Below are 20,721 nucleotides of genomic sequence, written 5' to 3'. Positions count from 1 at the left end.
CTGACCTGGAGTGGCTGACCTGGAGTGGGCGGACCCGGCGTCAGAGCCGGGCGGCCAGCCGGTGGTACGCCGCGTTCCAGCGCAGCTCGCGCTGGAAGGCGCGCGGCGTGGTGTCGGCGTCGATCGTCAGCAGCTCGGTGCGGGTCATCTCGGCGAAGTCCTCGAGCACCTCGCGGCCGATCGCCTGGGACAGCACGGTGTGGTGGGGGGCGCCGGCCATCAGCCACGCCTCGGCCGAGGTGGCCAGCGAGGGCCGCGGCCGCCACACCGCGCACGCGACCGGCAGCCGCGGCAGCTCCTGGTCCGGCTCGACGACGTCGACCTCGTTGACGGTCAGCCGGAACCGGTCGCCGAGGTCGGAGAGCCCGGCCACCACGGCGGGGCCGGGGTCGGCGGTGAACCGCAGCCGCACCGGGTCGTCGCGGCCGCCGATCGCGAGCGGGTGGACCTCCAGCGAGGGCCGGGCGGTGGTGATCGTGGGGCAGACCTCGAGCATGTGGGCGCCGAGGATCTTCTCCTCCCCCGGGACCAGGTGGTAGGTGTAGTCCTCCATGAACGACGTGCCGCCGGGCAGGCCGACGCTCATCGCCTTGACAGCGCGCAGCAGCACCGAGGTCTTCCAGTCCCCCTCGCCGCCGAAGCCGTGGCCGTCGGCCATCAGCCGCTGCACGGCCAGGCCCGGGAGCTGGCGCAGGCCGCCGAGGTCCTCGAAGTTCGTCGTGAAGGCGCCGAAGCCGCCGTCGGTGAGGAACGTCCGCAGTCCCAGCTCGATGCGGGCGCCGTCGCGCAGCGACGCGTGCCGCTCGGCGCCCGGGAGCAGCTCGGGCGCGACCGTGTAGCTGTCGGCGTACTCCGTGACGAGCTGGTCGACCTCGGCGTCGGGCACCTGGTCGACCAGCGCCACGAGGTCGTTGACGCCGTAGGTGTTGACCGAGACGCCGAAGCGCAACTGGGCCTCGACCTTGTCCCCCTCGGTGACAGCGACGTCGCGCATGTTGTCGCCGAACCGCGCCAGCCGCAGCCGGGCCAGCTCGGCGCGGCCGAGGGCCGCCCGCGCCCAGTCCGCCACCCGGGCGGCGACCACCGGGGAGTCGACGTGCCCGGCGACGGTCTTGCGGGCCACGCCGATCCGGGACTGGACGAAGCCGAACTCCCGGTCGCCGTGGGCGGCCTGGTTGAGGTTCATGAAGTCCATGTCGATCGTCGACCACGGCAGCTCCATGCCGGCCTGGGTGTGCAGGTGGAGCAGCGGCTTGGCGAGCGCGTCGAGCCCGGCGATCCACATCTTCGCCGGGGAGAACGTGTGCATCCAGGCGATCACGCCCACGCATCCCGACTCGCTGTTCGCCTCGAGCAGCTGGCGGGAGATCGAGTCGGCGTCGAGCAGCACCGGCTTCCAGCAGACCCGGACCGGCAGGTCCGGCCGCGCGTCGAGGCGGGCCGCGATCTCCCGGGACTGCGCCGCGACCTGGTCGAGGGTCTCGGGCCCGTAGAGGGACTGGCTCCCGGTGAGGAACCAGACCTCGGGGACGGCGGTGGACGGGGAGGTGGTGGTCATGGTGCTCCTTCGGGGGCGCTCCCGACGGGGGTCGGGCGCGGGGCGGGACACGGGGGGCGGCGGGGGGTCGCGGCGGCTCAGTGCTGGCCGGGCTGGCCGTAGACGTTTCGGTAGCGGTCGTGGAGGGCGTCGACGTGGTGCTGCGCGATCGGCACCGGCTCGCCGATCTGGCGGGCGATGTGCACGGTGCGGGCGACGTCCTCGCACATCACCGCGGCCTTGACCGCGGCTGCGGCGGTCGGCCCGACCGTGAAGACCCCGTGGTTGCGCATCAGCACCGCCGAGGAGCGGCTCGCCCGCAGGGTCGACACGATGCCGCGCCCGATCGAGTCGTCGCCGATCATCGCGAACGGCCCCACCGGGATCTCGCCCCCGAACTCGTCGGCGACCATCGTCAGCACGCACGGGACCGGCTCGCCCCGGCTGGCCCACGCGGTGGCGTAGGTCGAGTGGGTGTGCACCACGCCGCCGACCTGCGGCAGCTCCCGGTAGACGTAGGCCTGCGCCTCGGTGTCCGAGGACGGGGCGTGCTCGCCCTCGACGACGCGCCCGTCGAGGTCGCAGACCACCATGTTCTCCGGCGTGAGCTCGTCGTAGGCGACCCCGCTGGGCTTGATCACCAGCAGCTCGTGGCCCGGCACCCGCGCCGAGACGTTGCCGGCGGTCCACACCACCAGCTGGTAGCGGATCAGCTGCTCGTGCAGCGCGCAGACCTCGCGGCGCAGCGCGGCGACGGTCTCCTGCACCCCGGTGACGGCGCTCATGCCCCCTCCTCCCCGGCCAGCGCGGACCTGCGGATCGCCTTCAGCCGCCGCATCGTGGTGGTCCGGCGGCCGAAGTGGTCGTGCAGCTCGAGGTAGACCCCGAAGAGCTCGTCGTAGGCCTGCGCGCGGGCCTCGTCGGGCAGGTACGCCGCCGGGCGCACCCGGCCCATGGCCTTGGCCGCGGTGGGGACGTCGGGGAAGCACCCGGCGGCGACCGCCGCGTGGATGGCCGAGCCGAGGGCCGGCCCCTGCTCGGAGTCCAGGACCGACAGCGGCAGCCGGGTGACGTCGGCGTAGATCTGCATCAGCAGCGGGTTGCGGACCAGCCCGCCGGCGACGACGAGCTCCTCGACCGGGACCTCGGCGTCACGGAAGGCCTCGATGATCACCCGGGTCCCGAACGCGGTCGCCTCCAGCAGCGCGCGGTAGACGTCCTCGGGCCGGGTCGCCAGGGTCTGGCCGAGCACCAGCCCGGACAGCTCGTGGTCGACCAGCACCGACCGGTTGCCCGAGTGCCAGTCCAGCGCCACCAGGCCGTGCTGCCCGACCGCCTGCGCCGCTGCCAGCCGGGTCAGGTGCTGGTGCGGGGACTCCCCCGCGGCCGCCGCCGCCTCGGCGTACGCCGGGGGCAGCGAGGTCGCGGTGAACCAGCCGAAGATGTCGCCGACGCCGCTCTGTCCGGCCTCGTAGCCCCAGCTGCCGGCGATCACCCCGCCGTCGACCACCCCGCACATGCCGGGGACCTCGCGCAGCACGTCGGAGCTCATCACGTGGCAGGTCGAGGTGCCCATGATCGCGACCATCTGGCCCGGCCGGACCGCCTGCGCGGCGGGCGCGGTGACGTGGGCGTCGACGTTGCCGACCGCGACCGGGATCCCGGCGGGCAGCCCGGTCCAGGCCGCGGCCTGCGTGGTGAGCAGGCCGGCGGGCTCGCCGAGCTGGCCGATCCGGTGGGCCACCTTCTCCTCGACGAACGACCCGAAGCCGCTGGCCAGCGCCTCCAGGTAGGCGCGGGTCGGATAGCTGCCGGCCGCGCCGTCGAGCCGCTGGTAGAGGCCCTTGTAGCCGGCGGTGCAGGCGTTGCGGACGTACTGCCCGCACAGCTGCCACACGATCCAGTCGGCGGCCTCGACCCAGTGCTCCATGCGGTCGTAGAGGTCCCGGTCCTCCTCGAAGAGCTGGAGTCCCTTGGCGAACTCCCACTCCGAGGAGATCAGCCCGCCGTACCGGGGCAGCCAGGCCTCCGCCCGCTCCTCGGCGAGCCGGTTGATCCGGTCCGCCTGCGGCTGGGCGGCGTGGTGCTTCCACAGCTTCACGTAGGCGTGCGGCCGGTCGGCGTGGCCGGCCTCGTTCAGCGGGGTGCCGTCGGCCAGGCAGGGCACCATCGTGCAGGCGGTGAAGTCGGTGCCGAGACCGACGACGTCGGCCGGGTCGATGCCGGCGGCGGCCACCGCCGCGGGCACCGCCGTGCGCAGCACCTCCCGGTAGTCCTCCGGCACCTGCAGGGCCCACTCCGCGGGCAGCCGGCGCGCATCGGCGCCGGTCAGCGAGGCGGGCAGCGTGGTGTCGAGGACTGCGTGCGGATACTCGTGCACCGCCGTGCCGAGCTCGGCCCCGTCGCTCACCCGGACGACGACGGCGCGTCCGGAGAGCGTGCCGTAGTCGACGCCCACGACGTACTGGTCAGGCATCTGCCCACCTCCTGCTGCTGGCTCGGTCGGTTCGGGTCCCGGGCGCCCCGGTGCTGGCGCGGACGACGAGCTCGGGCTCGATCAGCCGCCCGGGGCCGGGCTCCCCGGCGAGCGCGGCCTGGATGATCTCGATGGCGCGGCGGCCCACCGCTGTGAAGTCCTGGCGCACGGTGGTGAGGGGCGGGATGAGGTACGCCGCCTCCGGGATGTCGTCGAAGCCGACCACGCTCACCTCCCCGGGGACCGACCGGCCGGCCTCGGCCAGCGCTCGCAGCAGACCCAGGGCCATCTGGTCGTTGGCGCAGAACACAGCGCTCACGTCGCCGCGACGGGCGATGCCCCGGCCGGCCTCGTAGCCGCTGCGCGCTGACCAGTCGCCGGTGACGGCCGGGGCGGGGTGCAGCCCCGCGGCGTACATGGCGTTCTGGAAGCCGGCGAGCCGGGACCTGGCCTCGGTCCAGGACGGCGGGCCGCCCAGGTGCAGGATCTCGGTGTGGCCGAGCTCGATCAGCAGCGAGGTGCCCAGCTCGGCGCCGGCCACCTGGTCCACGCCCACGGTCCAGCGGGTCTTGGTCTCGTCGCCCTCCACGACGACGACCGGGATGCCGAGGTCCTCCTGGGCCCGGGCCGCCTCGAGCGCGTCGTCGGTGCCGCCGATCAGCACGATTGCCTCCACGCTCTGGTCGCGCAGGTGGCTAATCGCGTCGACGAGCTCCTCGCGGGTCAGGCTCGGCAGGTTGGCCGAGCTGACGAAGTAGCCAGCCTCGCGGCCGGCCGCCTGGATCGTGCGGTGCACGGTGCTGGGCCCCCAGAAGCCGGCCTTGGAGCCGATCACGCCGATGGTCGCCGAGCGCCGGGTCACCAGCGCCCGCGCCGCCGTGTTGCGCCGGTAGCCGAGCTGGCGGATCGCCTCGAGCACCCGCTCCCGGGTCTCCGGGCGCAGGTTGTGCTGCCCGTTGACGACCCGGGACACGGTCTGGTGGGAGACCCCGGCGAGCCGTGCGACGTCGGCCATCACCGGCGTCCGCTCCGCCGGCGTCCGCTCGGCCGGCGTGCGGGCGGCCTCGCTCACGGCTGCCGCCGGGTGGCGAAGCGCTGCACCACGACGAAGGCCAGCAGCAGGACTCCGGTGATGATCCGGATCCAGTAGGAGCTGAGGGTCCCGTCGAAGGAGATCAGCGTCTTGATGATCCCCAGCACCAGGACGCCCAGCAGCGAGCCCACGACGTACCCGCGGCCACCGGTGAGCAGGGTGCCGCCGATGACGACGGCGGCGATCGCGTCCAGCTCCATCCCGATCGCGTGCAGGCTGTTGCCGGAGAGGATGTAGAGGGAGAACAGCAGCCCGGCGAGCGAGGCGCAGAAGCCGCTGATCACGTACACGCCGACCTTGGTGACCGCGACCCGCAGGCCCATCAGCATCGCCGAGCTCTCGCTGCCGCCGATCGCGTAGACGGTGCGGCCGAAGCGGGTCCGGGCCAGGACGTACGCCGCGATCGCGACGGTCGCCAGCGCGACGATCGCCGTCCAGCGCAGGTAGTACTCGCCGAAGTAGACGGTCTTGAAGGCCAGCTGGGTGAAGGTCTCGTCGCTGATCGAGATCGACTCGACGCTGATCAGGTAGGTCAGGCCGCGGGCCAGGAACAGCCCGGCCAGGGTGGCGATGAACGGCTGGATGTCGAAGTAGTGGATGAGCAGGCCCATCAGCAGCCCGAGCAGGGTGCCGGTGGCCAGCACCGCGGCGATGGAGAGGTACGGCGACCACCCCAGCTCCAGCGTCTTCGCGGCGATCATCGTCGAGAGCGCCACCACCGAGCCGACCGAGAGGTCGATGCCGCCGGTGAGGATCACGAAGGTCATGCCGACCGCGAGCACGATCAGGAACGCGTTGTCGATCAGCAGGCTGAGCAGAACCTGCGGGTCGGCGAAGCCCTCGTAGCGCACGCCGCCGACCCCGAACAGGCCGACGAGCAGCGCGAACGTGGCGATCACCGGCAGGTAGCGGGTGGGCGGGCTGTAGCCCCGGACGCGGTCCCAGACCGAGGGGGCGGGGGCGGTGGCGGTGCTCATGCCGAGGAACCTGCCTTCGCGGGAGCGGCGGGTGCCGGGGGTGCCGGTGGTGCTGGGGGGCCGGAGCGCCGGACGCGGAGGACCGCGCGGGCCTTCGGGGACTGGACCAGGCAGACCGCGATCACGACGACTGCCTTGAACAGGTAGTTGGCCTCCGAGGGGATCCCGATGTTGGGGATGGTGCGGCTCAGGGTCGCGATGAACAGGGCGCCGATCAGGGTCCCGGTCAGCGAGAAGCGGCCCCCGGCGAGCGAGGTGCCGCCGATCACGACGGCGAGGATCGCGTCGAGCTCGATCCACAGCCCCAGGCTGTTGGCGTTGACCGAGTTGGTGTTGGCGGCGATGACCAGGCCGGCGATCCCCGAGCACAGGCCGGAGAAGGCGTAGACGGTCCAGATGATCGTGCGGGACCGGACGCCGGCGAGCCGGCTGGCCTCCGGGTTGATGCCGACCGACTCGATCAGCATGCCGAGCGCCGTACGCCGGGTCAGCAGCGCCGTGAGCGCGAAGACGCCCAGCGCGATCAGGAACGCCAGCGGCACCGTGAGCACGAACCCGGAGGCGAGGTCGCTGAACCAGCCGTTGTTGACGGTGGTGATCTGGCCGTCGGTGACCGCCATCGAGATGCCGCGGCCGGCGACCATCAGGATCAGTGTCGCGATGATCGGCTGGATGCCCAGCACCGAGACCAGGAAGCCGTTCCACGCACCGAGGAGCACGCAGACGACGAGGGCGTAGGTGGCGGCCATCACCGCGGTGACCAGGGCGCCCTCGTCCCCGGCGCCCACGATCCGCGTGCAGGCCACGGCCGCGGCGATCGCGGCGATCGCGCCGACGGAGAGGTCGATGCCGCGGGTCGCGATGACCAGGGTCATGCCGAGCGCGACCAGCAGCACCGGCGCGCTGTTGCGGACGATGTCGACGAGGTTGCCGTAGAGATGGCCGTCCTGCATCCGGATGTCGAGGAAGCTCGGCGTCGCGACGACGTTGAGGACCAGCAGCACCGCGAGCGCCAGCACCGGCCACAGCAGCTGGTGGCCCAGGAGCCGCCGGACCCGGGTCGGGGACTCAGCCACGGGGGGCCTCCTCCTGCTCGGAGCGGGCCTCGCCCGCGATGATCTCGAGCACGTCGCTCACGCTCACGTCGCGGTTGGGGCGCTCGTCGATCTTGCGCCGGTCGCGCATCACGACCAGCCGGTCGCTGAGGCGCAGCACCTCCTCGAGCTCGGCGGAGATGAAGACCACCGAGATGCCCTGCTCGGCGAGCTCGGCGACCTTGGCCTGGATCTGGGTCTTGGCGCCGATGTCGATCCCGCGGGTGGGCTCGTCGAGGATCAGGATCTCCGGCTCGGTGATCAGCCACCGCGCCAGGAGCACCTTCTGCTGGTTGCCGCCCGAGAGGTTGCGCATCAGCGCGGTCGGGTCGGCCGGGCGGATGTCGAGCGCCCGGAGGTACTGCTCGACCAGCCGGGTCCGGGTCGCCTGCGGGATCGGGCGGAGCCAGCCGCGGGAGGCCTGCAGGGCGAGCAGCATGTTGTCGGCGACTGTCAGGTCGCCGACCACGCCCTCGGCCTTGCGGTCCTCGCTGGAGAACGCGATGTGGCGGTCGATCGCGTGCCGCGGGCTGCGCAGCCGGCGCCGCTCGGAGCGGATCGCCACCTCGCCGGTGTCGGCGGTGTCGGCGCCGGAGAGCAGCCGGGCGAGCTCGGTGCGGCCGGAGCCGAGCAGGCCGGCGAGCCCGATCACCTCCCCTCGTACAGGTCCAGGTCGGTCGCCTCGAGCGAGCCCTTGCGGCCCACCCCGAGCGCCCGGAGCACCGGGGTCCCGGCCACGGCGGCGGTGTTGGCCTGACTCTCCAGGCGCTCCAGGACCGCCAGCTCCCGGCCGATCATCAGCCGGACCAGCTCCAGCTGGCTGGTCTCGGCGACCATGCGCTCCTCGACCAGGAGGCCGTTGCGCAGGATCGTCATCCGGTCGGCGATCTCGTAGACCTGGTCGAGGAAGTGGGAGACGAACACGATCGCGACGCCCTGCCCGCGCAGGCGGCGCATCACCTCGAAGAGCTTGGCCACCTCGTCGGCGTCCAGGCTCGAGGTGGGCTCGTCGAGGATCAGGACCCGGGCGTCGACGTCGACGGCGCGGGCGATCGCGACCAGCTGCTGGACCGCGATCGGGTGCTCGCCGAGGACCGAGGCCGGGTCGATGTCCAGGCCGAGCCCCTCGAGGGTCTCGCGCGCCCGGCGGTTCATCGCCCGGACGCTGATCGCGCCGAACCGGCGGGGCTCGCGGCCCAGCAGCATGTTCTCCGCGACTGTGAGGTTCGGGACCAGGTTGACCTCCTGGTACACCGTGCTGATCCCGGCGGCCTGCGCGGCGGACGGGGAGTGGAAAACCTGCTCCTCCCCGCCGACCAGCACCGTGCCGGCGTCGACGGCGTACACCCCGGTGAGCGCCTTGATCAGCGTGGACTTGCCGGCGCCGTTCTCGCCCATCAGCGCGTGCACCTCGCCGGGGTAGAGCCGCAGCGAGACCTCGCTGAGCGCGCGGACGCTGCCGAAGGTGATCGAGATGTCGCGCATCTCGATCACCGGCGCCCGGCCGGGCGGAGTGGCGTCGGTCTGCGCAGGGTCGACGTCCATCTGCGTCATCTCGTTCCTCCGTGCTGGTGCGACCGAGCGACGTGGTGGCTGCTGCGGCATCCGAAAGCGCCTGCCAGGGCTGATCCGCGCCGGATCAGTACTGGCGGTCGGGGAGGGCGGCCTTCGCCTGCTCCTGGGTGAAGGTGGTCTCCTCGGTGACGACCCGGGGCTCGACCTCCTCGCCGGCGACGACCTTCTTGGCCAGGTCCATCAGCTGGGGACCGAGCAGCGGGTTGCACTCGACGATGAAGTTGATCTTGCCCTCGGCCAGCGCTGTCATCCCGTCCTTGACGGCGTCGACGGTGATGATCTTGACGTCCTGGCCCGGCGTCTTCCCGGCGGCCTCGATCGCCTCGATCGCACCCAGGCCCATGTCGTCGTTGTGGGCGTAGACGACCTCGATCGTGTCGTCGGACTGCAGGAACGACTCCATGACCTGCTTGCCGCCGTCGCGGGTGAAGTCGCCGGTCTGGGAGGCGGTGACCTCGATGGTCGGCTCGGCCTCGATGGTGGAAGCGAAGCCCTCCGCGCGGTCGAGCGCCGGGGCGGCGCCGGTGGTGCCCTCGAGCTGGATGACGTTGATAGTGCCGTCGCCGTTGGCGTCGGCGTCCGCCGCGTTGTCGACCAGCCACTGGCCGGCCTGCTCGCCCTCCAGGACGAAGTCGGAGCCGAGGAACGTCTCGTAGAGCGAGTCGTCCTCGGAGTCGACGGCGCGGTCGGTGAGGATCACCGGGATGTTCGCGGCCTTGGCCTCCTGGAGGACCGCGTCCCAGCCGGTCTCGACGACCGGGCTGAACGCGATCACGTCGACCTTCTGCTGGATGTAGGACCGGATCGCCGCGATCTGGTTCTCCTGCTTGCCCTGGGCGTCGGTGAACTTCAGCTCGATGCCCTCGGCCTTCGCCGAGTCCTGGACCGACTTCGTGTTCGCCGTGCGCCACCCGCTCTCGGCGCCGACCTGCGCGAAGCCCATCGTGATCGAGTCGTCGCCCCCGCCACCGGCGGCGTCGTTCCCGGAGTCGGAGTCGTCGCCGCAGGCCGAGAGCAGCACGGCACCCAAGGAGATCGCGCTCGCCGCGATCAGGCTCTTCTTCGCCACTGTCTTCCTCCAGATCATTGGCAGCTCATCGGCAGAACGTCGGCAGATCGTCGGACCGGGGCCCTGTGATCGACGTCACTGAATCCAGAGTGTGAGCGCTAACATTCGACGGCGTCAAGACCCTTCGGCACCGATTCGGCACCGGATGTGAGCGCTCACCCGGTCGCCTGGCGATGTGAACGATCCAAGCCGGCCTGAGGCCGGCTCTGCCCTCAGGCCGGCGCGCCGGCTCTGCCCTCAGGCCGGCCCGCCGGCCGTGGAGCCGCGGACGACGAGGTCCGGCGTGATCAGCGCCGCCGTGGGCGCCGGCTCCCCCTCCAGGGCGCGGACGGCGAGCTCGACCGCGCGCCGGCCGAGGGCGGAGAACTGCTGGCTGACAGTGGTCAGGCCGGGCCAGAAGTACGCCGCCTCCGGGACGTCGTCGAAGCCGACCACGCTCACCTCGCCCGGCACCGCGCGGCCCTGCTCGTGCAGCGCCCGGAGCACCCCCAGCGCCATCGCGTCGTTGGCCGCGAACACCGCGGTGACCGCGGGGTCGGCGGCGACCCGCTGCCCGGCCTCGTGGCCGCTGCGGGCCGACCAGTCCCCGAGCAGCTCCGGCCCCGGCAGCAGGCCGCGGCGCTCGTGGGCCGCCCGCCAGCCCGCCCGCCGCTGACGTGCCTCGTCCCACTCGAGGGGACCGGTGACGTGGGCGACGTGCCGGTGCCCGAGGTCCAGCAGGTGCTCGGTGGCCAGCAGCGCCCCGTGCTCCTGGTCGATGCCCGCGGCCATCGGCTGGTCGGCGCTCACGCCTTGGACCAGCACGACCGGGACCGGCAGGTCCAGGGACAGCGCCTGCTCGGTCGCGTCGCGGTGGGCGACCGCGACGACCAGCGCCTCGACAGCCTCGTCGAGCAGGCGGTCCACGGCGCCGCGCAGCGTCGTCCGGGAGAAGTCCGAGACGCCGACCAGCGACACGTCGTACCCGGCGTCGTGGCCGGCCTCCTGCACCGCGACCGCGATCATGCTCGGCCCGTGCAGCGCGAGGTGCGCCGAGATCATGCCGATCCGGCCGGACCGGTTGGTCGCCAGCATCCGCGCAGCCTGGTTGCGCCGGTAGCCCAGCGCCTCGACCGCCGCGAGCACCCGCGACCGGGTCTCGGGCTTCACCATCGGGGAGTCGTTGAGGACGCGCGAGACCGTCTGGTGGGAGACCCCCGCGTGCGCAGCCACCTCGGCCATGCTCGGCGGGCGCCGTCCGGGCCTTCCCCGCGGTGCCGGCATGACCCGCATCGTAGAGGCGCCGGCCCGCGACGGCAGCGGCCGGGCGTCAGTCGACGACGAGGACGTGCAGCACCCGGGGGCCGTGGACGCCCTCGACCCGGTTCAGCTCGATGTCGCTGGTCGCGCTGGGGCCGCTGATCCAGGTCAGCGGCCGGGCCGGGTCCAGGACCGCGATCGCGTCCGGCACGTCGGCCACGACCTGCGCGGCCCGGACGATGCACACGTGCCGGTCCGGCACCAGCGAGATGATCCGGCGGCCCTGGCCGGGGCCGTGGTCGAGCACGATCGTGCCGGTCTCGGCGATACCGACGACGGCCTCGGTGACCACCGCGTCGAGCGCGTCCAGCTCGGCGGCCGACAGCCCGTCGTCGACGCGCGCGCCGGGCACCTCGACGCCGAGGCCGGGCGGTACGACGACCCGCGCGCCGGCCGGCAGCGCGGCGGCGACCCGGCTGGCCAGGTCGGCCTCGGAGCACCGCTCGACGACTGCCCGGTAGTCCTCGACCCGCTCGGCGAAGCGGCCGACCAGGTCCGCGACCGGGGTGACCCGCGGCGCGGGCGGCACCGTCCCGGTGCGGTCCACGCCCTCCAGGGCGGACCGGACCCGGCCCAGGATCTCCTCGCGCGCGCTCACGAGCCCTCCCCCGTTTCAGTGTCCGTGTGATCCGTCCGGCCGCCGTCGGTCCGTCGCCACCAGGCCCGGAAGGACTCCCGCGGCGGCGCCGGCAGGTCCCGGGCTCCGGTCCAGGCAGCGGCGCCCGGGCCGGGGATCCGGCCCGCGGCGGCCCGTCCACCGGGCAGTCTCGTACGCCCGAAGCGGGTCAGCGCCCGGCCGGCGAGACCGGAGGCCTTCTCGACCCAGGCGAGCCGCCGGGCGTCGGAGAGGGTCCAGGCGGCGCCGGCCATCGCGGCCGCCTCGGCCTTCGGGACCCGGTCGCCGCGGTGTCCGTCCACGACCTCCGCGCGCAGGTGCACCAGCACCTCGGGGATGTCGATGCGGACCGGGCAGACCTCGAAACAGGCCCCGCACAGCGAGGAGGCGTACGGCAGCGAGTCGGTCTGCGGGTCCCCGGTGCCCTTCATGAGCGGGTTCAGGATCGCCCCGATCGGACCCGGGTAGACCGACCCGTAGGCGTGGCCGCCGACCCGCTCGTAGACGGGGCAGACGTTGAGGCAGGCCGAGCAGCGGATGCAGCGCAGCGCCTGGCGGCCGACGTCGTCGGCCAGCGCCCGGGTCCGGCCGTTGTCGAGGAGTACGACGTGCACCTCCTGCGGGCCGTCGCCGGGGGTCACCCCGGACCAGGTCGAGGTGTAGGGGTTCATCCGCTCCCCGGTCGAGGAGCGCGGCAGCAGCCGCAGCAGCGGGTCCAGCCCCTCCCAGGTCGGGACGACCTTCTCGATGCCGACGACCGAGACCAGGACCTCCGGCAGGGTCAGGCACATCCGGCCGTTGCCCTCGGACTCCACGACGACCAGGGTGCCGGTCTCAGCGACCGCGAAGTTGGCGCCGGAGACGGCGACCTTCGCGCGCAGGAACTTCTCCCGCAGGTGCTCCCGGGCGGCGCCGGCCAGCACCGCGGGCTCGTCGGTGAGGTCGGCCGGCGCGGGGCGCCCGACCCCCGCCATCTCGCGCAGGAAGATCTCCCGGATCTCCGCGCGGTTGCGGTGGATGGCCGGGACCAGGATGTGGCTGGGCAGGTCGTCGCCGAGCTGGACGATCAGCTCGGCGAGGTCGGTCTCCCAGGCCAGGATCCCCTCCTCCGCGAGCGCCTCGTTGAGGCCGATCTCCTGGGTCGCCATCGACTTGACCTTGACCACCTCGTCGGCGTCGTGGTCGCGGGCGATCCGGGCCACGATCGCGTTGGCCTCGGCGGCGTCCCGGGCCCAGTGCACGGTCGCGCCGTTCGCGGTCAGGGTCTCCTCGAGGCGGACCAGGTGCCGGTCGAGGTCGACCAGCGCGGACTGCTTGACAGCGGCGCCGGCGAGCCGGAGGTCCTCCCACTCCTCGACCTCTGCGACGACCCGCGCCCGCTTGTCGCGGATGGTCCCGGTGGCGTGGGCGAGGTTGTGCCGCAGCTGGGTGTCGGCCAGGGCCGCCCGCGCGGCGCTCGGGAACGCCGGCATCCCGACGAACGTGGCGCTCATGCGACCACCTCGGGGACGCTGGCCTCGGTGGCGGCGAGGATCTCGGCGAGGTGGACGGTGCGGATCCCGGCCTGCTGGCGCGAGAGCATCCCGCCGACGTGCATCAGGCAGGAGTTGTCGCCGGCGACCAGGACCTCGGCTCCGGTCTCCCGCACATGGCGCGCCTTGTCGGCGCCCATCGCGACCGAGGTGTCGGCGTTCTTGACAGCGAACGTGCCGCCGAAGCCGCAGCACTCCGCCGCCCCGGGCAGCTCGACCAGCGTCAGCCCGCGGACTGCCTCGAGCAGCCGGCGCGGCCGGTCCCCGACCCCGATCATCCGCAGCGAGTGGCAGGTCGGGTGGTAGGTGACTGTATGCGGGAAGTACGCCCCGACGTCGGTCACGCCGAGCACGTCGACGAGGAACTCGCTGAGCTCGTAGACCTTCGGCGACGTGGCCGCGACGGCCTCGGTCAGCGCCGGGTCGCCCGCGCGGCGGGCCACGATCCCGTGCTGGTGCCGGGCCGAGCCCGCGCAGGACCCGGACGGCGTCACGATCGCGTCGTACCCCGCGAAGGCCTCGACGAAGGTGCGCACCACCGGGACCGCCTCGTCGAGGTAGCCGGTGTTGACCATCGGCTGGGCGCAGCAGGTCTGCGCGGCCGGGAAGTCGACCTCGACGCCGAGCCGGCGCAGCAGCGTGACCACGGCCTTCCCGGTCTCCGGGAACATCGCGTCGTTGAAACAGGTGACCATCAGGGCGACCCGCATGGCTCCACTCTCCCAGACCTCGAGCGACCGGCGACCTGTCGTGCCTCGTCGTCCGACGCCGCTGTGAAACGATTCATAAGATAGCCGCTCGACACGGATGCCGCCACGCGCCCTGCCGTCCCGCCCGGCTCAGATCAGCCCGCGGCGGACCGCCTGGACGACTGCCTCGATGGTCGAGTCGACACCCATCCCGTCGGCGGTGCTGCGCAGCCGTCGCCGGACCGTGCGCTCGGAGACGCCGGTACGCCGGGCGATGACCTCCACGGTGTGGCCCGCCGCGAGCAGGGCCAGCACCTGGAGGTCGGCGTCGTCCGGGCGCCACCGAGCGGGCACCTCGGAGGCCCCGCGATCCTCATCCGCCCGGCCCACGGCTGCCCCTCAGGCCGACCCGCGCCGGCTCACGGGGCGACCGCCCCCGCGCCGGACAACCGGGTCTCGGCCGCGTCCCAGTCCAGGCCCGGCCGGGGCTCGAAGCGGTGCAGCTCGTGGGTGCGCCGCACCAGCGCCCGCATCGCCGCCAGGTCGGGCACGTCGGCGCCCAGGGCACGCGCCTGGACCAGCACGTTGCCGAGCGCGGCGGCCTCCGCCGGGCCCGCCAGCACGGGCACCCCGCAGGCGTCCGCGGTCAGCTGGCACAGCAGGGAGTTCTGCGAGCCGCCGCCGACCACGTGCACCACGTCGACGCGCCGGCCCGCGAGCTCGGCGGCGAGCCGGACGTTGCGCCGGTAGGCCAGCGCCAGGCTGTCCAGGATCGTGCGGGTGATCGCCTGCGGCGTTTGCGGCACCGGCTCCCCCGCCTCCCGCGCCAGCGCGGCGATCCGCGCCGGCATGTCGCCGGGGGCCAGCAGCCGCGGGTCGTTGATGTCGACGACCGTGCGCAGGGCCGGCTGGTCGTGCGCCGCGGCGAGCAGCGAGACCAGGTCGGTGCCCGCGATCCGCTGGTCGGTCCAGGTGCGCACCGACTCCGAGAGCACCCACAGCCCCATCACGTTCTTGAGGAACCGGGTGGTGCCGTCGACGCCTGTCTCGTTGGTGAAGTCGGCAGCGCGCGCGGCCTCGGTGAGCACCGGGCGCTCCAGCTCCAGGCCCACCAGCGACCAGGTCCCCGAGGAGATGTAGGCGAAGTCCTCCTCCTCGGCGGGGACACCGACGACGGCGGACGCGGTGTCGTGGGAGCCCACCGCGACCACCGGGACCGGCTGCCGGGCGCCGAGCTGGCGACCGATGTCGTCGAGCACCGGGCCGACCTGGTCACCGGCGTCGCGCAGCGGCGGCAGGATGCTCCACGGCAGGCCCAGCTCGCGGGCGAGGCCCGCGGCCCAGGTGCCGGTGCGGACGTCGTACAGGCCGGTGGTGGAGGCGTTGGTGCGCTCCGCCCCGACCTGCCCGGTCAGCCAGTAGCCGAGCAGGTCGGGCAGCAGCAGCAGCGTCTCGGCCGACTCCAGCGCGGCGGTCCCGAGCGAGGCGACCAGCTGGTAGACGGTGTTGAACGGCAGCTGCTGCAGCCCGGTCACGGCGTACTGCTCGGCGGGTTCGACGATCCCCGCCACCCGCTCGCGGACGCCGTCGGTGCGGTCGTCGCGGTGGCTGTAGGGGTTGCCGAGCAGGTGACCGTCGCGGTCCAGGAGGCCGTAGTCGACGGCCCAGGAGTCGATGCCGATCCCGTGCAGGGAGCCGGTGCGAGCGACCTCCCGGATCCCGTTCAGCGACTCCCGGTAGATCCCCAGGACGTCCCAGAACAGCGACCCGTTGGCCCGGACCCCGCCGTTGGGGAAGCGGTGCAGCTCCTCCAGGTGCAGGCCGGTCCGGGTCACGGTGCCGGCCATCACCCGGCCGCTGGTGGCGCCCAGGTCGACGGCCGCGACCCGGACCGCGGAGGCGGGGCTCATCGGCTCATCGCAGGAACGCCGCCGCCACGCCCGCGTCCACCGGCACGTGCAGGCCGGTGGTGTGGGACATCTCCGGGCCGCAGAGCACGAAGACCGCGTTGGCGATGTTCTCGGGCAGCACCTCGCGCTTGAGGATGGTGCGCTGGGCGTAGAACTTGCCCAGGTCCTTCTCCTCCACGCCGTACACCGCCGCGCGGTTGGCCCCCCAGCCGCTGGCGAAGATGCCGGAGCCCTGGACGACCCCGTCGGGGTTCACGCCGTTGACCTTGACGCCGTACTGGCCCAGCTCGGCGGCGAGCAGCCGGACCTGGTGGGCCTGGTCGGCCTTGGTCGCCGAGTAGGCGATGTTGTTGGGGCCGGCGAAGACCGAGTTCTTGCTGGAGATGTAGACGATGTCGCCGCCCATCTCCTGCGCGATCAGCACCCGGGCGGCCGCCTGCGAGACCAGGAAGGAGCCCTTGGCCATCACGTCGTGCTGGAGGTCCCAGTCCGCCTCGGTGGTGTCCAGCAGCGACTTGCTCAGCGAGAGCCCGGCGTTGTTGACGACCAGGTCGAGGCCGCCGAAGGCGAGCACCGTCGCGTCGACCATCGCCTGCACGGCGTCGGCCTTGCTCACGTCCGCGGCCACGCCGATGGCGACGTCCGGGCCGCCGATCTCGGCGGCGGCGGCCTGCGCCTTCTCCAGCGACAGGTCGGCGACGACGACGCAGGCGCCCTCGGCGGCGAGCCGCTTCGCGGTGGCCTTGCCGATGCCGCCGGCCGCGCCGGTGACCAGCGCGACGCGGGTCGCCAGCGGCTTGGGCTTCGGCATCCGCTGGAGCTTGGCCTCCTCCAGCGCCCAGTACTCGATGCGGAACTTCTCCGCCTCGTCGATCGGGGCGTACGTCGAGAGGCCCTCCGCGCCGCGCATCACGTTGATCGCGTTGACGTAGAACTCGCCGGCCACGCGGGCGGTCTGCTTGTCCTTGCCGAAGCTGAACATGCCGACGCCCGGGACCAGGACGATGAGCGGGTCCTTGCCGCGGATCGCGGGGCTCTCGGGGGTCGCGTGCCGGTCGTAGTAGGCCTGGTAGTCCTCGCGGTAGGAGACCGCGAGCTCCTTCAGCCGCGCGATCGAGTCCTCGACGGAGGCGTCGGCGGGCAGGTCCAGCACCAGCGGCTTGACCTTGGTGCGCAGGAAGTGGTCCGGGCAGGAGGTGCCCAGGGCCGCGAGCCGCGGGTGCTCGGCCGCGGCGAGGAAGTCCAGGACCACGTCCGCGTCGGTGAAGTGACCGACCATCGGCCGGTCGGCCGACGCGATCCCGCGGATCGTCGGGGCCAGGGCGGCGGCCTTCGCGCGGCGCTCGGCCTCGGGCAGCGCGGCGTACCCCGCGAGGGCGGGGCCGAACGGCTCGGCCTTCGAGTGCTCGGCGATGTACGCCGCGGCGGTGTCGATGATCCACAGCGAGTTCTGCTCGGCCGCCTCGGAGGTGTCGCCCCACGCGGTGATGCCGTGGCCGCCGAGGATGCAGCCGATGGCCTGCGGGTTCTGCTCCTTGATCGCGGCGATGTCGAGGCCGAGCTGGAAGCCGGGCCGGCGCCAGGGCACCCACACGACCTTGTCGCCGAAGATCGTCGAGGTCAGCTGCTCCCCGTCGGCGGCGGTCGCGATCGCGATGCCGGAGTCGGGGTGCAGGTGGTCCACGTGCGCGGCGTCGACCAGCCCGTGCATGGCGGTGTCGATCGACGGCGCGGCGCCGCCCTTGCCGTGCAGGCAGTAGTCGAACGCCGCGACCATCTCGTCCTCGCGCTCGACGCCCGGGTAGACGTCGACCAGCGCGCGCATCCGGTCCAGGCGGAGCACGGCGAGGCCGGACTCCTTCAGGGTGCCGAGGTCGCCGCCGGAGCCCTTGACCCACAGCAGCTCGACGGGCTCGCCGGTGACCGGGTCGGTCTCGGTGCCCTTCGCCGAGGTGTTGCCGCCCGCGTAGTTGGTGTTCTTGGGGTCGGCGCCGAGGCGGTTGGACCGGGCGATCAGCTCGGCCGCGGTGCTCGCCGAGGTGCTGGATGCGGAGGGGTTGGTCATGGTTCCTATCCGTTTGCTGGAGAGAAGCGTGGGGTGCGAGGAGGGAGGAGGGCGCGGACCGGTCAGGTCCAGGACAGCTGGGAGCCGCCGGCCCGGGCGGCCTCGATCTCGGCCTGGTAGCCGGACTCCGCGTAGGCCCGCATCGGGTTGGCGGGCAGGCCGCGCTCCTCGCGCCAGGCGGCGAGGTCGGGCCGGACGTCGGTCGAGAAGGCGTCCATGAAGATCTCGTGGGCACCGAGGACGTCGCCGGCCGTCTGCGCGGCGTCGAGCGCGTCCCGGTCGACGAGCAGGGCGCGGGCGGTCATCTCCTGGACGTTGAGCACCGAGCGGATCTGGCCGGGGATCTTGTCCTCGACGTTGTGGCACTGGTCGAGCATGAACGCCACGTCGGAGTGCCCGTCCGGGTTGGCGGGGCCGTAGCCACCGCCGCGGATCACCTCGAAGAGGATCCGGAACAGCTGGAACGGGTCCGCCGAGCCGACGATCAGGTCGTCGTCGCCGTAGAAGCGGCTGTTGAAGTCGAAGGAGCCGAGCTTCCCCAGGCGCAGCAGCTGCATGACGATGAACTCGATGTTGGTGCCGGGCGCGTGGTGGCCGGTGTCCAGGCAGACCACGGCGCGCTCGCCGAGCGCGCTGACCTGGGCGTACGACGTGCCCCAGTCCGGGACGTCGGTGTGGTAGAACGCCGGCTCGAAGAACTTGTACTCGAGGACGAGTCGCTGCTCCTCGCCGATCCGGTCGTAGATCGTCGCCAGCGACTCGGCCAGCCGGTCCTGGCGGCCGCGCAGGTCGGCCTGGCCCGGGTAGTTGCTGCCGTCGGCGAGCCAGATCTTCAGGTCCCGCGAGCCGGTCTGGTCCATCACGTCGATGCACTCGACGTGGTGGTCGATCGCCTTCTGGCGGATCCGCGGGTCGGTGTGGGTCAGGCCGCCGAACTTGTAGTCGTCGTCCTGGAAGGTGTTGGAGTTGATCGTGCCGAGCGCGACGCCGTGGTCCTCGGCGTACCGGCGCAGGGCTGCGTAGTCGTCCACGCGGTCCCACGGGATGTGCAGCGCCACGGTCGGCGCCAGCCCGGTGAAGCGGTGCACGGTCGCGGCGTCGGCGATCTTCTCCTCGACCGAGCGGGGGGTGCCGGGGGTGCCGAAGACCTTGAAGCGGGTGCCGGAGTTGCCGAAGGCCCAGGAGGGCAGCTCGATGGCCTGGCCCTCCAGGTGGTCGGCGATGTCGGCGAAGTGGGTCATGTCAGCTGCCTTCGTGAACGGTGGGAGCGGTGGTGGGGAGCTGGTCCTCGAGGTGGAAGACCTCCTCGAGCTGGAGGAAGCCGGTGTCCGGGGCGGCGCCGTCGAGGTCGACGAAGAACTCCGCCATCTCGGCCTGCCACCGGGCGTTGACCTCGGTGGCGGCCATGCCGGCCTGCGCGGCGGCGAGATCGGGGGTCTCGAGGTAGCCGATCAGCATGCCGTCCTCGCGCAGGAACAGCGAGTAGTTGTGCCAGCCGGTGTCGTGCAGGGCCTGGCACATGTCGGGCCACACGGCCGCGTGCCGCTGCCGGTACTCCTCGATGCGCTCGGGGCGGACCTGGAGCTGGAAGCAGACGCGCTGCACGGGGCACCTTCTCGGGGCTGGGAGTGACGGGGGGACTGAGCTGGGGGATCTGGAGCGGGTGGTGCGGGGGGTGCCCGGCCGGCCCTCCGGAGAGGGGCGGGCCGGCCGGGCCGACGACTTCGAGGGGCGCTACCTCAGAAGTCGAAGTCGGCGATGTTGTCGGCGTTGAACCGGAACGGCTCGCCGAGCAGCACCACGTTGTCGGCGCCGACGGTGTACTCACCGAGGTCGCCCGCCTCGAAGGTGTCGCCCTCGCCCTCGATGTCGCCGTCGACCAGGGCCTTGGCGGCGTACGCCGCGAGGTAGCCGAGCTCCTCGGGGTTCCACAGCGCGAACTCGGTGACGGTGCCGTCCTCGACGTACTCACGCATCTGGTTGGGCGTGCCGAGCCCGGTCAGCGCGACCTTGCCCTTGTACTGCGAGGTGGAGAGGTAGCGCGCCGCGGCGGCGATGCCGACGGTGGTCGGCGAGACGATGCCCTTGAGGTTCGGGTGCGACTGCAGCAGGGCCTCGGTCTTGTCGAAGGAGGTCTGGTCGTCGTCGTCGCCGTAGACGGTGTCGACGAGCTCGATGTCGGGGTGGCTGGTCTTCAGCTCCTCCTCCATCAGCTCGATCCACTCGTTCTGGTTGGTCGCGTTGGCGGCCGCGGAGAGGACCGCGATCTCGCCGGCGCCGCCGATCTGCTCGGCGATCATCTCGACCTGGACCTTGGCGATGCCCGCGGCGTCGGCCTGGTTGACGTACAGGTCGCGGCACTCGGGGTCGGTGTCGGAGTCGAAGGTGACGACCTTGACGTCCGCGCCCTCGCGGGCCTCGTTGAGGGCGTCGCAGATCGCGCTCGGGTCGTTGGCGGAGACGACCAGCGCGTCCACGCCCTGCTGGGCGGCGGTGTTGATGAACTGCACCTGCGAGTCCGGGGTGGCGGTGTCGGGGCCGACCTCCTCGAACGTGCCGCCGAACGCCTCGACGGCCGTCTTGCCGCCGGCGTCGCTGGTCTCGAAGTAGGGGTTGCCGAGGTTCTTCGGCAGGAAGGTGATCGTCGCGGCGTCGCCGCCGCCACCGCCGCCGGAGCCGCCGTCGTCGTCCCCACCGCAAGCGGTCAGGCCCAGGCTGGCCACCAGCGACATCGCCGCCACAGCGGTGAGTCGTCGATTGCTGAACTTCATCGTTCTTACCTTTCGGTT

Annotated in this window: 19 protein-coding genes; all 19 read right to left on the bottom strand. The window is 72.7% G+C overall.

Annotation, left to right across the window (positions count from 1 at the left end; translation table 11 throughout):
- Positions 1-40 precede the first annotated feature (40 nt).
- Entirely contained in the window at positions 41-1,558 is a 1,518-nt protein-coding gene (gene araA, locus EBO35_RS00860) for an L-arabinose isomerase (RefSeq protein WP_122816051.1), read from the bottom strand.
- 77 nt (positions 1,559-1,635) lie between these two features.
- Positions 1,636-2,322, bottom strand: a complete 687-nt coding sequence (locus EBO35_RS00855; RefSeq protein WP_122816050.1) for an L-ribulose-5-phosphate 4-epimerase — start codon at positions 2,320-2,322, stop codon at positions 1,636-1,638.
- The gene (araB, locus tag EBO35_RS00850) at positions 2,319-4,013 is read right to left on the bottom strand and encodes a ribulokinase (RefSeq protein WP_122816049.1); all 1,695 of its coding nucleotides are present in this window, start codon (positions 4,011-4,013) and stop codon (positions 2,319-2,321) included. Before araB ends, EBO35_RS00855 begins: the two co-directional genes overlap by 4 nt.
- Positions 4,006-5,085: a LacI family DNA-binding transcriptional regulator gene (locus tag EBO35_RS00845; RefSeq protein ID WP_206422630.1), complete on the bottom strand. Its 1,080-nt coding sequence runs from the start codon at positions 5,083-5,085 to the stop codon at positions 4,006-4,008. The genes araB and EBO35_RS00845 overlap by 8 nt, the downstream gene beginning before the upstream one ends.
- On the bottom strand, positions 5,082-6,083 hold the full coding sequence (gene yjfF / locus EBO35_RS00840) for a galactofuranose ABC transporter, permease protein YjfF (RefSeq protein WP_122816048.1): 1,002 nt from the start codon (positions 6,081-6,083) through the stop codon (positions 5,082-5,084). The genes EBO35_RS00845 and yjfF overlap by 4 nt, the downstream gene beginning before the upstream one ends.
- The gene (locus EBO35_RS00835) at positions 6,080-7,159 is read right to left on the bottom strand and encodes an ABC transporter permease (RefSeq protein ID WP_206422629.1); all 1,080 of its coding nucleotides are present in this window, start codon (positions 7,157-7,159) and stop codon (positions 6,080-6,082) included. Before EBO35_RS00835 ends, yjfF begins: the two co-directional genes overlap by 4 nt.
- The gene (locus tag EBO35_RS19810) at positions 7,152-7,829 is read right to left on the bottom strand and encodes an ATP-binding cassette domain-containing protein (protein ID WP_241153797.1); all 678 of its coding nucleotides are present in this window, start codon (positions 7,827-7,829) and stop codon (positions 7,152-7,154) included. The genes EBO35_RS00835 and EBO35_RS19810 overlap by 8 nt, the downstream gene beginning before the upstream one ends.
- The gene (locus tag EBO35_RS19805) at positions 7,826-8,731 is read right to left on the bottom strand and encodes an ATP-binding cassette domain-containing protein (protein WP_241153796.1); all 906 of its coding nucleotides are present in this window, start codon (positions 8,729-8,731) and stop codon (positions 7,826-7,828) included. Before EBO35_RS19805 ends, EBO35_RS19810 begins: the two co-directional genes overlap by 4 nt.
- 85 nt (positions 8,732-8,816) lie before the next feature.
- Positions 8,817-9,839: an ABC transporter substrate-binding protein gene (locus EBO35_RS00825; RefSeq protein ID WP_122816047.1), complete on the bottom strand. Its 1,023-nt coding sequence runs from the start codon at positions 9,837-9,839 to the stop codon at positions 8,817-8,819.
- Positions 9,840-10,058: 219 nt separating this feature from the next.
- On the bottom strand, positions 10,059-11,042 hold the full coding sequence (locus EBO35_RS00820) for a LacI family DNA-binding transcriptional regulator (RefSeq protein ID WP_396954403.1): 984 nt from the start codon (positions 11,040-11,042) through the stop codon (positions 10,059-10,061).
- A gap of 88 nt (positions 11,043-11,130) precedes the next feature.
- Complete coding sequence (locus tag EBO35_RS00815; protein WP_122816045.1) at positions 11,131-11,718, bottom strand: LutC/YkgG family protein; 588 nt, start codon at positions 11,716-11,718, stop codon at positions 11,131-11,133.
- Entirely contained in the window at positions 11,715-13,229 is a 1,515-nt protein-coding gene (locus EBO35_RS00810; protein ID WP_122816044.1) for a lactate utilization protein B, read from the bottom strand. The genes EBO35_RS00815 and EBO35_RS00810 overlap by 4 nt, the downstream gene beginning before the upstream one ends.
- A complete protein-coding gene (locus tag EBO35_RS00805; protein WP_122816043.1) occupies positions 13,226-13,978 on the bottom strand; it encodes a (Fe-S)-binding protein in 753 nt (250 codons plus the stop codon). The genes EBO35_RS00810 and EBO35_RS00805 overlap by 4 nt, the downstream gene beginning before the upstream one ends.
- 129 nt (positions 13,979-14,107) lie before the next feature.
- On the bottom strand, positions 14,108-14,347 hold the full coding sequence (locus EBO35_RS00800; RefSeq protein ID WP_206422627.1) for a helix-turn-helix domain-containing protein: 240 nt from the start codon (positions 14,345-14,347) through the stop codon (positions 14,108-14,110).
- A 29-nt stretch (positions 14,348-14,376) separates the two neighbouring features.
- Positions 14,377-15,867: a rhamnulokinase gene (locus tag EBO35_RS00795; RefSeq protein ID WP_122816041.1), complete on the bottom strand. Its 1,491-nt coding sequence runs from the start codon at positions 15,865-15,867 to the stop codon at positions 14,377-14,379.
- A gap of 4 nt (positions 15,868-15,871) precedes the next feature.
- Positions 15,872-17,932, bottom strand: coding sequence for a bifunctional aldolase/short-chain dehydrogenase (locus tag EBO35_RS00790; protein WP_122816040.1), 2,061 nt, complete (start codon positions 17,930-17,932; stop codon positions 15,872-15,874).
- Between the two features lie 62 nt (positions 17,933-17,994).
- Complete coding sequence (gene rhaI / locus EBO35_RS00785) at positions 17,995-19,173, bottom strand: L-rhamnose isomerase (protein ID WP_122816039.1); 1,179 nt, start codon at positions 19,171-19,173, stop codon at positions 17,995-17,997.
- 1 nt (position 19,174) lies between these two features.
- A complete protein-coding gene (locus EBO35_RS00780) occupies positions 19,175-19,537 on the bottom strand; it encodes an L-rhamnose mutarotase (RefSeq protein ID WP_122816038.1) in 363 nt (120 codons plus the stop codon).
- 134 nt (positions 19,538-19,671) lie between these two features.
- Complete coding sequence (gene rhaS / locus EBO35_RS00775; protein ID WP_122816037.1) at positions 19,672-20,703, bottom strand: rhamnose ABC transporter substrate-binding protein; 1,032 nt, start codon at positions 20,701-20,703, stop codon at positions 19,672-19,674.
- Between the last annotated feature and the right edge of the window lie 18 nt (positions 20,704-20,721).

Origin of the sequence: Nocardioides pantholopis (assembly GCF_003710085.1) — a bacterium.
GTDB lineage: Bacteria > Actinomycetota > Actinomycetes > Propionibacteriales > Nocardioidaceae > Nocardioides > Nocardioides pantholopis.
Note: the sequence above shows the minus strand (reverse complement) of the source record. Positions and strands in the feature narration are given on the sequence as shown.

Bases quoted from the DNA above. Each gene is read 5' to 3' on its own strand.
- araB (WP_122816049.1), bottom strand. From the start codon at position 4,013: ATGCCTGACCAGTACGTCGTGGGCGTCGACTACGGCACGCTCTCCGGA.
- EBO35_RS00795 (WP_122816041.1), bottom strand. From the start codon at position 15,867: ATGAGCCCCGCCTCCGCGGTCCGGGTCGCGGCCGTCGACCTGGGCGCC.
- rhaS (WP_122816037.1), bottom strand. From the start codon at position 20,703: ATGAAGTTCAGCAATCGACGACTCACCGCTGTGGCGGCGATGTCGCTG.
- EBO35_RS19805 (WP_241153796.1), bottom strand. From the start codon at position 8,731: ATGACGCAGATGGACGTCGACCCTGCGCAGACCGACGCCACTCCGCCC.
- EBO35_RS00805 (WP_122816043.1), bottom strand. From the start codon at position 13,978: ATGCGGGTCGCCCTGATGGTCACCTGTTTCAACGACGCGATGTTCCCG.
- EBO35_RS00790 (WP_122816040.1), bottom strand. From the start codon at position 17,932: ATGACCAACCCCTCCGCATCCAGCACCTCGGCGAGCACCGCGGCCGAG.
- EBO35_RS00820 (WP_396954403.1), bottom strand. From the start codon at position 11,042: ATGGCCGAGGTGGCTGCGCACGCGGGGGTCTCCCACCAGACGGTCTCG.
- yjfF (WP_122816048.1), bottom strand. From the start codon at position 6,083: ATGAGCACCGCCACCGCCCCCGCCCCCTCGGTCTGGGACCGCGTCCGG.
- rhaI (WP_122816039.1), bottom strand. From the start codon at position 19,173: ATGACCCACTTCGCCGACATCGCCGACCACCTGGAGGGCCAGGCCATC.
- araA (WP_122816051.1), bottom strand. From the start codon at position 1,558: ATGACCACCACCTCCCCGTCCACCGCCGTCCCCGAGGTCTGGTTCCTC.
- EBO35_RS00855 (WP_122816050.1), bottom strand. From the start codon at position 2,322: ATGAGCGCCGTCACCGGGGTGCAGGAGACCGTCGCCGCGCTGCGCCGC.
- EBO35_RS00810 (WP_122816044.1), bottom strand. From the start codon at position 13,229: ATGAGCGCCACGTTCGTCGGGATGCCGGCGTTCCCGAGCGCCGCGCGG.
- EBO35_RS00825 (WP_122816047.1), bottom strand. From the start codon at position 9,839: ATGATCTGGAGGAAGACAGTGGCGAAGAAGAGCCTGATCGCGGCGAGC.